Source organism: Clostridium gasigenes (genome assembly GCF_017348895.1).
Lineage (GTDB): Bacteria > Bacillota > Clostridia > Clostridiales > Clostridiaceae > Clostridium > Clostridium gasigenes.
In genome coordinates this window covers 655,475-670,305 of record NZ_CP071376.1, presented here as the reverse complement: position 1 = coordinate 670,305, position 14,831 = coordinate 655,475, and the positions used below count along the sequence as shown (strand labels likewise).

Below are 14,831 nucleotides of genomic sequence, written 5' to 3'. Positions count from 1 at the left end.
TGGATATATGAAAAAGAAATTAATAGCAACAGTAATGATAGTATTAGGTTTAGTTACAACTATTGGATGTAGCACTAAAGAAAATAATAATGAAACAGGGAAGGTAAGAGTTGGAGTTACTATAAGCCCTTTAAAGGAATTTGCAGAAATAATAGGTGGGGATAAAGTTGAGGTATTCTCAATTATCCCACAAAATAGTGATCCACATAGTTTTGAACCTAAGCCAAAGGATTTAGCCAGTTTGAATAATAGTGACATATTTGTGTACAACGGATTAAAGATGGAGTCATGGATAGATCCTATTTTAAAACAAATAGAAAATAAAGATGTTGAAATAGTTAATTCAAGTAACGGAGTAGATATAATTGAAATATCCCAAGACGAACATGCTGGTGAAACTGCTGAAGAACATGCAAAGCATGAAGAAGAGGAACATGCAAATGAAACTGCTGAAGAGCATGCAGGACATGATCATGGAACACAGGATCCTCACATTTGGCTAAGCTTAAAAGAAGCTACAAAACAAGCAGAAAACATAAAAAATGCATTAGTTTTAAAAGATGAGGTTAATAAAGATTATTACGAAGAAAATTTCCGAAAACTAAAGAAAGATTTTAATGATACTTATGAAGAGTATGCTAAAAAATTTGAAAACATAAGTAATAAGAATTTTGTTACAGGACATGCTGCCTTTGGATATCTTTGTAGAGATTTTGGACTAACTCAAAATAGTCTAATAGGAATATATGGTGGGGAGGGTGAGATACCACCTGGAGATTTTAAGGAAATACTTGAATATTGTAAAGAAAATAATATCAAAACAATATTTAGTGAATCAGCAGCAAGTAGTAGTCAATCAGAAGCTCTAGCAAGAGATGCAGGGGCTAAAGTTGAAAAAATATATAGCTTAGAAACAAAAGTAGATAATATGTCTTATTTAGAAGGAACTAGATATAACTACGAAAAAATATATGAAGCTCTTAAATAATTAAAACAAAAGGATTCTACATTTAAGTAGGATCCTTTATTTTATATTTTAAGGGAGCTTAAAAACATAACAAGTCAGAATCTTTGACTTGTTATGTTTGTACAGATAACTAAGAATATATAAAAGTTAGGAATCTTTAAAAAAATAATATATAATTAAATTACTTAAGGCATATCCAAATAAATAATAATAGACCAAGTTAATAAAATATTATTTTTTAAAAGTGCCTAAGGAAGAAAAATATGGTAAAATATTGAATATGAAAGGGGAGGATATTGTGAGTAAAGCAAAATTATATTATGAAGAAAATATAAATGAAAGTAATAAAAGATTAGAAGGATTAAGAGGAATAACAACTGCCCTAGCAATAGTAAGGCTAGTAATAGTTATTTTAGCTATAGTAACAACGTACTTTTTATATGAAAATAGAATATTTGAATATATAATTATAGAATTAGGTTTATATATAGGAGTTTTCATTATTGTAGCTTATTTTCATAATAATAGACTTGAAGAAAAAAGAAAAAATCAAATAATTGTTGATGTTAACGAAAAAGGTCTTAAAAGAATAGATGGAACATGGAGGGAATTTAAAGATAAAGGTGAAGAGTTTTTAGAAGATACTCATGGATTTTCTGGTGATTTAGATGTCTTTGGAGCCAGTTCGCTTTTTCAATGGATAAATAGTACTAATACAAAGTTTGGTAGAATAAGTCTTGCTAATATTTTAAAGTTAAATAAAATCCCAAGAAAAGAAGAAATTATAGAAAGACAAAGTGCTATAAAAGAATTATCAGATAAAGTAGATTGGAGACAAAAATTAATAGTAGAATCAACATTTAAAAAGGTATGTAAAGATGATGTAGAAGAATTAATAACTTGGGCTACTGAGAAAAAGAAAGTAGGGTTTGCCCTAAAAGTTATTCCTTATTTATGTATTGCAGTAACACTTGCTGGTATTTTAATAACAATAATGAAAATAATACCCTTTAGTTATTTACTATTGGTATTTATGTTTAATTATTTAGTTGTAAAGATTTTGACTAAGGATTTAGGAGAAATAGTGAATCTTTTTCATAAACATCAAAAGGATATAGAAGCCTATAGTAACTTACTTGGGCTAATTGAAGAAGAGGAGTTTAATAGTGAATTTTTAAAAGATTTAAAATCAAGAATAAATAATAAAGAAAATATAAGTTGTAAAAAAGAAATGAAATCACTAAAGAAGCTTATTGATTGGCTTGGAGATAGTTCTGCAAATGCATATTATCTTTTATTAAATGTTACTATACTTTCAGATACATTCATTATACGAAATTTAGAATCATGGAGAGGGAAAAATGGTAAATATCTAGAAGAATGGCTAAAAGTTATGGGCGAGTTTGAAGCATTATCAAGCATTTCCGGTATTGCCTATAATTTTGAAAGCTTTACCTATCCAGTTATTTTAGATGAAGCAGAAATATACGGAGTAAACATAGGACATCCAATGATAGGTGAAAAAGCTATTAGTAATAGTTTCTCTTTAAAAGGAAAAGAAAAAGTAGCCTTAATTACAGGATCAAACATGTCTGGTAAAAGTACATTTTTAAGGACTATAGGGCTAAATATATTACTAAGTTATATTGGAGCACCAACTTGCAGTGAAAGCTTTAACTGTGGAGCCTTTAATATATATACATGTATGAGAACTAAAGATAATTTAGAAGAGAGTATATCTTCATTCTATGCAGAAATATTAAGAATTAAATATTTAATAGAAGCTGCAAAAAGAGGGGAAAAAGTATTTTTCTTATTAGATGAAATTTTTAAAGGAACTAATTCAATGGATAGACATGAAGGTGCCAAGGTTTTAATAAATCAATTAGTAAATTGTGGTGGAATGGGATTGGTATCAACTCATGATTTAGAATTATGTGAACTTGAAAAAACTAAAAACTGGTTAGTAAATTATAATTTCCAAGAATACTATGATAATAATAAAATAAAATTTGATTATAAATTAAGAGATGGTGGAAGTACAACACGAAATGCAATTCATCTTATGAAACTAGCTGGAATTGATTTTAATGAATATAAATAAAATTTAATCATTTAGAGAAAGTAATTAATGAAATTTATTCAATTTAATGTCATAATATACCTATGAGAGTAAATAGTGAGAGGGTGAGATATTTGGCGTTTATAATAATTGATTTAGAGTTTAATAATTTAAATGGAATAAATAAATATTATCCAGATATATTTAATGATAATCCAGATTTAAAGGATATACAAATCGAAAATGAAATAATAGAAATTGGAGCAATTAAATTAGATAAATATATGAAACCACTAGGAGAGTATAAGGCGTATATAAAGCCTTCTATAATTCCAGTTTTAAACCCAAAAGTTTTAGAAATTACTAAAATTTTAAAAGAAGATTTAGACTCTGGAATTTCATTTGAAGAAGGAATGGACGGGTTAAGATCTCTTATAGATGAAGATGATATTATATGTTCTTGGGCAAAAGATGATATTATAGAAATAATGAGTAATGCAATATATCATAAATATGAAGATTTAAAATGGTTAAAAAATTATTTGGATATACAAGAATATTCAACTAAGATTCTTGCTCATAAAAATTCATTAAGTTTAAAAAATGCATTAGAAGAATTAAAAATAAGAATCGATCCGAGTAAATTACATGATGCATTAAATGATGCAGTTTATACATCCTATGTTCTTAAGAGAATATATAATTCAAGAATAATAAAAAATTATGTAATTAAAGATATATATAATATGCCGGCTTTAGAAGTTAAAAATTTACAGGAATATAATTTGGATGAAAATAAAGTTAAGGAAATATGTCCTAAATGCAAGGTAGGTTTGGCTATAGAATATCCATTAAAGCCGATAAATTGGAGGTTTCTATCCCTTGGTATATGCCCAAAGTGCAATAGAAAAGTTATTAATGAAGTTGTAATTAAGAAAACATTTAGCGGAGAAGAAGTATATAAAGAAACATCTACTATAGTAAATGAAGTAGAGTATATAAACTACACATATAAAATGTATAAATAAGCGAACTTCAAAAAATACTAGTCAGCTTCTTAACTTGGTAGAAAAAAGAATAATACTTAATAATTTATTAAAATTCACGCTATTTATACTAAAATTATTATGAATATGATAAAATAGATGTATAGTTTAGTAAGATTACTAAATGTAATAGAGGAATGGTGAAATTATGAATATAGCCTTTTTTTTAACACCTAAGAATGAAGTTATTTATGAGTACTTAGATGCTACGATGAGACAAGTTATTGAAAGAATGGAACATCACGGATACACAGCGATTCCTTTAATAGATAAGGAAGGTAAATATGTAGGTACTCTTACAGAGGGCGACTTACTATGGGAGTTGAAAAACACTCCAGATTTAAACTTTAAGAATACTGGGCTAGTAAAAGTGAAGGATATTACAAGACGCGTTAATCATAAATCTGTATTAATAAGTGCAGATGTTGAAAGTCTAATATCACTAGCAACAAATCAAAATTTTGTTCCAGTAGTTGATGATGATGGGATATTTATAGGAATAATTAAAAGAAGTGATATAATTAATTATTGTTATAACCAAATAAAGAAAAATAAAAAAGATATAGTATAAATAAATTATAGAATGCCAAGAGATGTATCTCTTGGCATTTTTCATTAAGGTTTAGAAGAATGGTGACTAGTTATTTATTTGGATATGTCTAAGAGGGATTAATTGAAAATAATTATCGATAGTGATATTATATTTATAAGGGAGATCCCTAAGATATAAAAAAAGGAGGGATTTGAATGTTAATAGTCATTTCACCAGCTAAAACTTTGGAATTTGAAAATATAAATAAAAATTTACCAATGACAAAACCTAGGTTTCTTCAGGATTCTAACCTTATAATGGATGAATTAAAGAAGTTTGATAGCTATAGCATTGCTAAGCTTATGAAAATAAGTAATAAGTTATCTCTTTTAAATAAAGACAGGTTTAAGACTTGGGAAGATACTTTGGAAAATAGTAAGCACTGCTTATTAGCATTTAAAGGAGATGTGTATAGAGGGTTAGATGTAGGAAGTTTTACAGATGAAGAGTTGTTTTATGCAAATGATAATTTAAGAATTTTATCAGGATTATATGGAGTACTTAGACCTTTTGATGGAATAAATCCATATAGATTAGAAATGGGTAGTAAGTTAAAAGTTGGAGAAAATAAAAATCTTTATGAGTTTTGGGAGAATAAATTAAAGAAATCAGTTCATGAAGAACTTAGAAAACATGAGGAAAGCATCTTAATTAATTTAGCTTCAAAAGAATACTTTAAAGCAGTAGAAGCTATTGAAAAAGAAGATGATATAAAAGTTATTACTCCAATGTTTAAAGAGCTTAGAAATGGAGAATATAAAATAATTTCATTGAAAGCTAAAAGGGCAAGAGGCTTAATGAGTAGATATATAATTCAAAATAAAATTAATAATCCAGAAGAATTAAAAGAATTTAATGAAGAAGATTATGAATATAACGAAGAGTTATCAAGCGAAAAGGAATGGATATTCACTAGAAGATATTAGCCTTGGAATCTAAAAAATAAATAAATAACTAGTATTATAATTTTTAACTATGATAAGTCAGCAAAAAAAGCCTATGGATTTTCAAATAATCCATAGGCTTAATTTTTTAATAGTCAGATTGTTCAAAGCTCTCTAATACAAAATTAAATTCAGATTCATTTTCTATTTCACCAAAGTTATCTTCAGAAATACCAGGGTAATAATAAAGAATAAACTTATCATCAGTATCCACTATATTTTCGAGAATAATATATAATTTATCTAAACTGCAATCTTCAAGAGTTGCTAAAACTTTATAAGTACTTGCAATTCCGGAGTCGTTATTAGTTAAATCTAAAGTGAAATTATCATGTTTTCTAATGTTAATTTTATTATCAGTACATTTCTTTATAAATGAGCTTGGTTTACAACCCATGCAACTTTTAAATTCACATTCACGAACACAATTTAAGCATGTACATTTAGAACAATTTTCAAATTGTTTAAAAGCATCTCTATTAGAAGTTTTATAATCTATTAAAGTGCTAGTAGAATCATCATTTTTAAATAGAGATAGAAATTTAGGCTTTTTTGAATCCTTAAATTCACTATCATCTAATTTTTTTATATAATCTTTAAGAATTGAGATTTTAGAATAATATTTTCTCTTCATTAAAGTTGATTCCTCTAAAAATGGAGAAGTTTCGCTTATGGAATAAGTTATATCTGTATAAATCTTACCCCAATAATCTCTTTCTTTATTTATAAAATCTAAATCCTTGCCCATTTTAATACCACCTATTATTAAGAATTTCTATATTTTTCTAATTCTAAGTCTAAATCAACAGTATCTAAAGCCTCAAATTCACTATCAAAAGTATCTACATTACGTAATTCTGATAAACCTTGAGCTAAAGACTCTTTTCTTTGAATTTTTCTTTCAATATTATCTATTTGAATTGTATTTGTTTTAGTTTGAACATTTGCAAGTATTTCATTTACTTGTTTACTAGCTTCAGCAGTGCTATATCTTGCAGCAGCTTCATCTCTGTAGTTTCTAGTTTTAGTAATTTCAGCTTCTAGGGCAGCTAAGTTCTTCTTAAGGGAGTCAGCTTGAATTTTTGAAGCTTCATAGGTAGTTTGTAGTGTTGTAACTTGTCTATCACAATCAACCTTTTTTGCTAAGGCTCTTTTTGCTAAGTCTTCATTACCTTTTGACATAGCAAGTTTAACTTTGCTATCAAAATCTTCAGCAGATCTTACTGCATTATCCATCTTTTTCTTAATTTCATGAACGTTACCAAGTACTTGAGCTGAATTTAATTTTGCTTTACTTAATTGTTCTTCCATATCCCTAACCTTTTGATCTAATAATTCAATTGGATTCTCCATTTCATCCAAAGTATCATTCACCTTTCCTTTAATCATGTTTGACATTCTTGTAAAAATTCCCATTGATAAAACCTCCTAAAATTTTTAATTTAATATTTTCTCTTACGTAAATAAATTTTAATTCCAATTGCTAATACTATAAAAATAATTAATATTATAAAAATACTACTAAAAGATACGCCAGTATTGTGGCCAAAGAACATCATTGGAGATCTTCCAAAGCCTCCTCTACTATAGGTAGGGGAGCTTCCTGAGCTATAATTGCTGTCACCTTTAGTTGTATCTTCAGAATCTTGTTTTTTATCTTTATCCTTATCTTTAGAAGTTGAAAATGACCCAGATTTGAAACCTTTTGAACTACTATCTTTTCCTTTAGTAGTTTCTGAGAAACTACTGGATTTGTATCCACCAGAACCACTAGTAGATTCTTTAGTAGAACTGCTTTTTGAGTTCTTGTTAAAAGAACCACTCTTAAAGCTGCTAGAAGATTTTTTTGTACTAGATTTACCACCACTAGATTTTGCGGATACAGTTACTTCTCCCTTAGTGAATGTGTCAAAAATAGAGATAGTATCTAATACAAAACTAGAAGTTAGAAAAATGAAAGTTAATAAAAATATTAATATTAACCTTTTTCTACACCGCTTAATAGGATTCACCCCCTGGAGAAATAGTATACTTATATATTATAGTAAAAAATAGAGTTTATCAAAGTCCATTTTAGATTGTTTACATCCATTTAAAGTTAAAAATAGATGTTAGCTTAAAGTAAATAGAAATATCGTTTGATATCTCCTGTTTAATAGTTAAATCAAACCTTTTAAAGGTTATGAATAACTATTTTATAAATACATAAATATTTCCTTTATTATACCATAGGTTTAGTTAAACAAATAAGTTAATAAATTAATAATACTTTTCAATACTTGTAAAAAAGTAAAAATTATCTTAAAATTATAAGTAGTAAAGTTAGGGAGATAAAATAATCTGACTAGTTATTTTTGAAGATCCCTTAAATAGTCATAATGATGAGGAGTGAATATAATTATGAATGAAATGCAAGAAGTATCAATGAATGATTTATTAAATGAATTTGATGTAAAAAGAATAAATAAAGGCGACATATTAAATGGGGAAGTTATAAACGTATCGGAAAAAGAAGTATCTGTAAATATTAATTATGCTTTTGACGGCGTTATTAGTAGAGAAGAGTTAACAGCCACAGGAGAAAATCCATTAGATGTTATTTCTAGCGGAGATAAAATCCAAGTTTATGTTATTTCACCTAATGATGGAGAAGGCTATGTTGTTCTTTCTAGAAAAAGAGCTTTATCTATTGTTGAAAAAGAAGAGTTAGTAGAAGCTTTTAAAAATGAAAAAACTATTACTGTTAAAGTAAAAGAAGAAGTTAAGGGTGGATTAGTGGCGTATTATGGAGAGACTAGAATATTTATTCCAGCTTCACTTGCATCAAGAGAAAGAATAGTTTTAAAAGAATTAGAAGGAAAAGATTTAGAAGTTAAATTAACAGAAGTTGATTTTAAAAATAGAAGAATAGTTGCTTCAAGAAGAATATTAGAAGATGCCCAGTATCAAATAGACAAGAAAAAGATATGGGAAACTATAAAACCAGGGGAAAAGAGAACTGGTGAAGTTAAGAAAATTATTAGAGTAGGAGCTATTGTTGATATCGGAGGAGTTACTGGACTTATTCATATTAGTGATTTAGCTTGGGGAAAAGTTAATAGAGTTGAAGATATTGTAAATGTTGGAGATAGTGTTGAGGTATTTATTGGAAATGTAGATGAAGATAAGGAAAGGATTTCATTAATATTAAAAGATGTAAATAGTGATCCATGGACAGTAAATGCAGATGCATGTAAAATTGGAGCTACTTTAGAAGGTAAAGTTACTAATTTATTAGCTTTTGGAGCTTTTGTAGAGGTGTTTCCTGGAGTTGAAGGTCTTGTACATTTATCAGAAATATGTGATGACCATATATCAAAGCCAGATGACGTTTTAAAAGCAGGACAAATTGTTAAAGTTAAAGTACTTAAGGTAAATAAAGAAGATAAAAAATTATCTTTAAGTATTAAAGAGTGTGAGGAAAAATCAAAAGAATATCTTCAGTATAATGATGAAGAAGATGGTGTTTCTTTAGGAGAATTATTCAAGGGAATGTTTAATTAAAGGCTATAAAAAATAATAGACTAGCAAATTGGTTTAGTATTTTTGAAAGTTCCTAATATAAAAATTGAAAAATCCCCTGTTAAGTTATAAATGTATACTTAACAAGGGATTTTTTAATATCTAAATTTAAATTTTTTCTATTTTAAGCATATTTGTTCCGCCATTTTGAGTTGTGGGCATTCCGGCAGCTATTATAATATCATCACCTTCCTTAGCAAAGGAGGAGCCTTTAGCAACTTTTTTTCCTTCAGTTATTATTTCATCAGTTGTATTAAACATTTCACAAAGGAGTGGAAATACACCGAAATTTAAGGAAAGTCCACGTCTTACTTCGTCGTGAGGAGTAATGGCGATTATAGGGCATTTAGGTCTATATTTAGAAATTAATTTTGCAGTAGCACCACTATTGGTTGCAGCTACAATGGCTTTAGTATTAAGCAAATTAGAAGTTCTACAAGCTGAGTAGCTTATTGCTTCAGAAAATGCATCTAAAGCAGGTTCTTTTAATCTTTTATTTAAGTAGTTATAATCAAGATTATCTTCTGTTTCTATGGATATTTTAGACATAGTTCTTGCAGCATCAAGTGGGTAATTACCACTAGCGCTTTCTCCGCTTAGCATAATTGCATCTGTTCCATCAAAAATAGCATTGCAAATATCACATGCTTCAGCTCTTGTTGGCAATGAATTTCTTATCATTGAATCAAGCATTTGAGTTGCAGTAATAACTATTTTACCTGCCTCATTACATTTTCTGATAATACTTTTTTGTATTATAGGAACTCTTTCTATTGGAATTTCAACACCCATATCACCTCTAGCTACCATAATAGCATCAGAAACTGCAATAATTGAATCTATGTTGTTAACGCCTTCGTGGTTTTCTATTTTAGCTATTACTTGTATAGAGTCACCGCCATTAGCCTTTAATACTTTTCTAACGTCATCAATATCAGATGCTTTTCTAATAAAAGAAGCAGCTATGAAATCTACGCCGTTTTGACATCCAAAGACTAAATCTTCTTTATCTTTTTCTGTAATTGAAGGAAGGTTTATTTTTACGTTTGGAACATTAACACCTTTATGGTTTTGAATCATTCCACCGATTATAGTTGTGCAATGAATTTCTTTTCCTATAACCTCAGTTATTTGGAATTTTAATAAACCGTCATCTACTAATATATTTCCACCAACTGAAACATCTTTATAAAGCTCTTCGTAGGATATAGAACATTTATTAGTATCACCTAAAATTTCACTTCCACAAATAAAGATAAATTCATCTCCTTGTTTAACTTCCACGCCATCATTTATAAAATTATGAGTTCTGATTTTAGGTCCTTTTATATCCAAAATAATAGCAGTTGGTGAATTAAGATCGGATCTAACCTTTTTTATCAAATCTATCTTCTCTTTATGAGTTTCATGAGTACCATGAGAAAAGTTTAATCTTGCGGCACTCATACCGATTTTAATGAATTCTCTTAAAGTTTCTTCATTATCACTAGCAGGACCGATTGTAAAAATCATTTTAGTTTTTTGCATAATAAACACCTCTCTAATTTATTTTGTTAAAAATTGAAAATAAAAAATAATCTGAATATTTGAAATGTGAAATGGAATTTAAGTATTATATATACTATGATATACTAAACTTAATATAATAATTCTAGCATAAAATAAAGAGAGGAAGAGAGAAATATGAAAATTTTACAAAATGTTGAACCTAAAATAGTGTTTTCTTATTTTGAAGAAATATCACAAATACCAAGAGGCTCAGGAAATGAGAAGGCTATAAGTGATTATCTTGTTAAATTTGCAAAAAAATTAAATTTAGAGGTTATTCAAGATGAAGTTTTAAACGTAATAATTAAAAAGCCAGGAACTAAGGGCTATGAAAACTCAAAAACTGTTATTATTCAAGGTCATATGGATATGGTCTGTGAAAAAAATAAAGGAACAAATCATGATTTTGAAAAAGATTCTCTTAAGTTAAGAGTTGTAGGAGATAATGTTTATGCAACAGACACTACACTTGGAGCAGATAATGGGATAGCGGTAGCTTATGGATTAGCATTAGTAGCTTCAAATGATATTCCACATCCACCATTAGAAATACTAATAACAACTGATGAGGAAACAGGAATGTCAGGGGCTATGGGAGTATCAAAAAAACACATAGATGGCGAATTGTTAATAAACCTTGATAATGAAGAAGAAGGTCAATTATTAGTAAGTTGTGCTGGTGGAATAAGAGCTAAATCTTCAGTTTATATAGAGTTAGAAAATAATATTGATAAAATTATTATTGAACTAACAATAAGAGGTTTAAAAGGTGGTCATTCAGGTATAGAAATCCATAAAGAAAGAGGAAATTCTAATAAAATTATGGGAAGAATATTAAAAGATATGTCATCTAAAATTGATTTTAATATACAATCAATAAATGGTGGATCAAAGGATAATGCTATTCCAAGAGAAATGGATGCATTAATAGCAATAAAATCTTCAGACTTGCAAAAGGTTAAAGAAATAGTAGCTAATTGGGAAACTGTATTATTAAATGAGTTAAAAACTCAAGATCCAGAGATCGAGATTGGATGTATAGTAGTAGAAGATTTATCAAAAAAAATATTTACAAAAGAATGTACTAAAAAAGTTGTAGAACTTTTATATTTATATCCAAATGGAGTTAATACAAGAAGTGTTGAGATTGAAGGGTTAGTAGAAAGCTCGATAAATCTTGGAGTAGTAACTACTTTTGAAGATGCAGTTAGATTTGATAGTGCTATAAGAAGTTCAGTTGCATCATTAAAAGAAGAAATAATATTAAAAGTAAAGACTATAACAGAATTAGTAGGAGCAAATTTTGAAACAACAGCTGGGTATCCAGAATGGCAATATAATAGAGAGTCAAAGCTAAGAGATATTTGTCAAAAAGTTCATACTAACATGTATGGGAAAAAAGCAGAAATTGCGGCAATACATGCAGGCGTAGAATGTGGACTATTTAATGAAAGATTAGGTGGATTAGATATGATAAGTTTTGGCCCTAACCTATATGATGTTCATACACCACAAGAACATATGAGTATTTCATCGGTAGAAAGCATTTGGAAATATCTAAAGGCAGTTTTAAAAGAATTAAAATAATACAGATAAACTCCATCCATTTTTTATGGATGGTTTTTTTTATGGATGTTTTTTTTATTACATAATGAATATTATTGTACTCTACAGAATATATATTATTAGGTGTCTAAGTAAACTTTTAAAAAAATATATTACATGGAAATAGGGGGAGAATAAAGTGAGATACACAAAATATCAGTACAAGAAAAAAAGTAATGGAATAAATTTTCTAACATCTGTGGTAATGATGATATTAGGAGCAGGAGCCATTGGTCTTATTGTTGGCACGATGATATTTAATACTGTATGGGGCAATAAATTAATGAAAATTGGAGGAACAAGTCAAGAGGTTGTGGCTGATGAAACAGTGAAAAAAGAAGCTTTCGAATCGGTACAATGTGGATATTTTTCTAAAGAAGAAAATGCAAATAAAGTATTAGAAAGTTTAGGTAAAAGCTATAATTCTTTTGTAGTTAAAGATGAAGAAAAATTTAGAGTTTTAGCGGGGGTATTTACTGGAGAAGAGGGGGATAAAGCTTTAAAGGAATTAAAAGAAAAAGGAATTGAGGCTGCTAAAGTAAAATTTACTCTTGATGAAGAAGATAAAGTACAAGAGCAAATCAGTGCTATTTCAGATGGATATTTTAAAATAGTAACAACACTTAAAAATAATGAAGTTAAAGCTGTTAGCACAAGTGAGTTTAAAGGTTGGACAAAAGAATTGCCTGAAATAACTGAAGGTGATAAAAAGGAAATTATTGGACAATTTAAAAAGCATATTGAAGAATTACCAAGTGAACTAAAAAAAGAAAATTTAACTGATGAATTAAAATATATTTATACAATACTTATTAATTTTAAGAGATAGAAAATAATCCTTTAATATAAATCTACTTATTTAATTAATGATATTATCATAAATTAAATTAAGTAGATTATTTTTTTATATAAGTTAGAGAACTTCAAAAAAATACCAAAAATATTACAAATAAATAAAATTTGTATAAAGAATGGCAAAGATACTTGTGTGGCTTTATATAAAATGATAAACTATATAAGATATAGGTAGTAGGTATAAAGGTCATTGCAACCTTTAATCTTCAGATTATGACAGTCTGAAAAAAATATTATAATGTGTAGAATGCACATTTTTGGGCAATATATAATATAGATAGGTAGGATGTGATAATTTGAAATATATTTTAGCATCAGCATCAGAAAGAAGACAAGAACTATTACATAGGATAGTAAATGATTTTGATATAATAATAAGTAATTTTGATGAGGATTCAGTTAGAGTAGGAAAAAATGTAGAAGAATACGTTATAGAAATTGCAGAAGGCAAAGCAATAGATGTAATAAAAAATATTAATGAAGATGCAGTAGTAATAGCTGCGGACACAATTGTTACTCTAGATAATAAAATTCTTGGAAAACCAAAAGATGAAAATCATGCTTTTGAAATGTTAAAGTTATTAAGTGGTAAAACTCATAGAGTTTATTCAGCGGTAGTTGTAATTAACACTAAGAATAAAAAAGTTGAAAAAAAATGTCTTTATACAGAGGTTAAGTTTTCGGAAATAACTGATGAAGAAATAAAACAATACATAGAAACTAGAGAGCCTTTAGATAAAGCAGGATCATATGGAATTCAAGGCTACGGTGGTATATTTGTTGAAAAAATTAACGGATGCTATTATAATGTGGTAGGATTACCATTGAATAGTCTTAATAAAATGATAAAAAATGTCATATGAGATGCTTCATTAGAAAAGCTACATTAAGGTCACCAAGTCTAGAGGAAAAATAGGGATGGGGTATATTTAAGCAAGGAGTAACTTTATGAATAATAATGTTAGGATAAGTGATATACCAGAAAATGAAAGACCTATAGAAAAAATGTTAATTAATGGACCTGAGGTACTAAATAATGCTGAATTGTTAGCAGTAATATTAAGGACAGGTGTAAGAGGTGAAAATGTAGTTGCACTAAGTACTAGATTACTGGCAGAGGTAGAGGGTTTAGATGGATTGCTAAAAAGTGATTATGCTGAAATGACCAATATCAAAGGGATAAAGAAGATTAAAGCAAGTCAATTAATTGCGATGATGGAACTTTTTAAAAGATTTAAAACCTTAAGGGCTCAAAATCAAAATTATAAGATATCTTCTCCAAAAGATATTGCAGATATGTTAATGAATGAAATGTCAGATTTAAACCAAGAGGTTTTAAAACTAATAATGCTAAATACTAAAAATAACGTAATTGGTATTAAAGATGTTTTTAAAGGAAGTTTAAACACTTCAATAGTACATCCAAGAGAAATATTTAGTGAAGCTGTAAAGCGAAATAGTGCTAACATAATTATTTGTCATAATCATCCATCCGGAGATCCAACACCTAGTAAAGAAGATATAAATATAACCATAAGAATTAAAGAATGTGGCAGCATTATGGGAATTAATTTATTAGATCATATAATAATAGGAAATACAAAATTTGTAAGTTTGAAAGAAAAAGGAATCATATAATAGAAAGGGGAAT

Annotated in this window: 14 protein-coding genes; 10 read left to right on the top strand and 4 right to left on the bottom strand. The window is 27.9% G+C overall.

Going from position 1 to position 14,831, the window contains the following annotated elements; genetic code table 11:
* The first annotated feature begins 7 nt into the window (after positions 1–7).
* From J1C67_RS03235 to yaaA, 5 genes are all read left to right on the top strand, one after another.
* Positions 8–988 (top strand): metal ABC transporter solute-binding protein, Zn/Mn family, encoded by a 981-nt coding sequence (locus J1C67_RS03235; RefSeq protein WP_167865764.1) that lies wholly within the window; start codon positions 8–10, stop codon positions 986–988.
* Positions 989–1,265: 277 nt separating this feature from the next.
* Positions 1,266–3,071, top strand: a complete 1,806-nt coding sequence (locus tag J1C67_RS03230) for a MutS-related protein (RefSeq protein WP_089968465.1) — start codon at positions 1,266–1,268, stop codon at positions 3,069–3,071.
* 92 nt (positions 3,072–3,163) lie between these two features.
* Positions 3,164–4,057: a 3'-5' exonuclease gene (locus tag J1C67_RS03225; RefSeq protein ID WP_167865763.1), complete on the top strand. Its 894-nt coding sequence runs from the start codon at positions 3,164–3,166 to the stop codon at positions 4,055–4,057.
* A 166-nt stretch (positions 4,058–4,223) separates the two neighbouring features.
* Positions 4,224–4,646 (top strand): CBS domain-containing protein, encoded by a 423-nt coding sequence (locus J1C67_RS03220; protein WP_167865762.1) that lies wholly within the window; start codon positions 4,224–4,226, stop codon positions 4,644–4,646.
* A gap of 176 nt (positions 4,647–4,822) precedes the next feature.
* Positions 4,823–5,593, top strand: coding sequence for a peroxide stress protein YaaA (gene yaaA, locus J1C67_RS03215; RefSeq protein ID WP_167865761.1), 771 nt, complete (start codon positions 4,823–4,825; stop codon positions 5,591–5,593).
* Between the two features lie 106 nt (positions 5,594–5,699).
* Here yaaA and J1C67_RS03210 read toward each other — a convergent pair whose 3' ends face one another.
* Genes J1C67_RS03210 through J1C67_RS03200 form a run of 3 tightly spaced genes read right to left on the bottom strand, consistent with a single transcriptional unit; the run spans position 5,700 to position 7,623 of the window.
* Entirely contained in the window at positions 5,700–6,359 is a 660-nt protein-coding gene (locus J1C67_RS03210; protein WP_167865760.1) for a DUF1292 domain-containing protein, read from the bottom strand.
* A 17-nt stretch (positions 6,360–6,376) separates the two neighbouring features.
* Positions 6,377–7,027 carry a PspA/IM30 family protein gene (locus J1C67_RS03205; protein WP_167865759.1) on the bottom strand — a complete coding sequence of 217 codons (651 nt, stop codon included), beginning with the start codon at positions 7,025–7,027 and terminating at the stop codon, positions 6,377–6,379.
* Positions 7,028–7,053: 26 nt separating this feature from the next.
* Entirely contained in the window at positions 7,054–7,623 is a 570-nt protein-coding gene (locus J1C67_RS03200) for a hypothetical protein (RefSeq protein WP_167865758.1), read from the bottom strand.
* A 397-nt stretch (positions 7,624–8,020) separates the two neighbouring features.
* Between J1C67_RS03200 and rpsA the strand changes: the two genes are divergently transcribed.
* Positions 8,021–9,154 (top strand): 30S ribosomal protein S1, encoded by a 1,134-nt coding sequence (gene rpsA / locus J1C67_RS03195; protein ID WP_167865827.1) that lies wholly within the window; start codon positions 8,021–8,023, stop codon positions 9,152–9,154.
* 126 nt (positions 9,155–9,280) lie between these two features.
* Here rpsA and pyk read toward each other — a convergent pair whose 3' ends face one another.
* Positions 9,281–10,699, bottom strand: coding sequence for a pyruvate kinase (gene pyk, locus J1C67_RS03190; protein WP_167865757.1), 1,419 nt, complete (start codon positions 10,697–10,699; stop codon positions 9,281–9,283).
* Between the two features lie 156 nt (positions 10,700–10,855).
* Between pyk and J1C67_RS03185 the strand changes: the two genes are divergently transcribed.
* The 4 genes from J1C67_RS03185 (at position 10,856) to radC (ending at position 14,818) form a co-directional block, all read left to right on the top strand.
* Positions 10,856–12,307 carry an aminoacyl-histidine dipeptidase gene (locus J1C67_RS03185; RefSeq protein ID WP_167865756.1) on the top strand — a complete coding sequence of 484 codons (1,452 nt, stop codon included), beginning with the start codon at positions 10,856–10,858 and terminating at the stop codon, positions 12,305–12,307.
* A gap of 157 nt (positions 12,308–12,464) precedes the next feature.
* Entirely contained in the window at positions 12,465–13,154 is a 690-nt protein-coding gene (locus J1C67_RS03180) for an SPOR domain-containing protein (RefSeq protein ID WP_167865755.1), read from the top strand.
* 322 nt (positions 13,155–13,476) lie between these two features.
* Positions 13,477–14,043, top strand: coding sequence for a Maf-like protein (locus J1C67_RS03175; protein WP_089968495.1), 567 nt, complete (start codon positions 13,477–13,479; stop codon positions 14,041–14,043).
* A gap of 85 nt (positions 14,044–14,128) precedes the next feature.
* Entirely contained in the window at positions 14,129–14,818 is a 690-nt protein-coding gene (gene radC, locus J1C67_RS03170) for a RadC family protein (RefSeq protein WP_167865754.1), read from the top strand.
* The last annotated feature ends 13 nt before the right edge of the window (positions 14,819–14,831 follow it).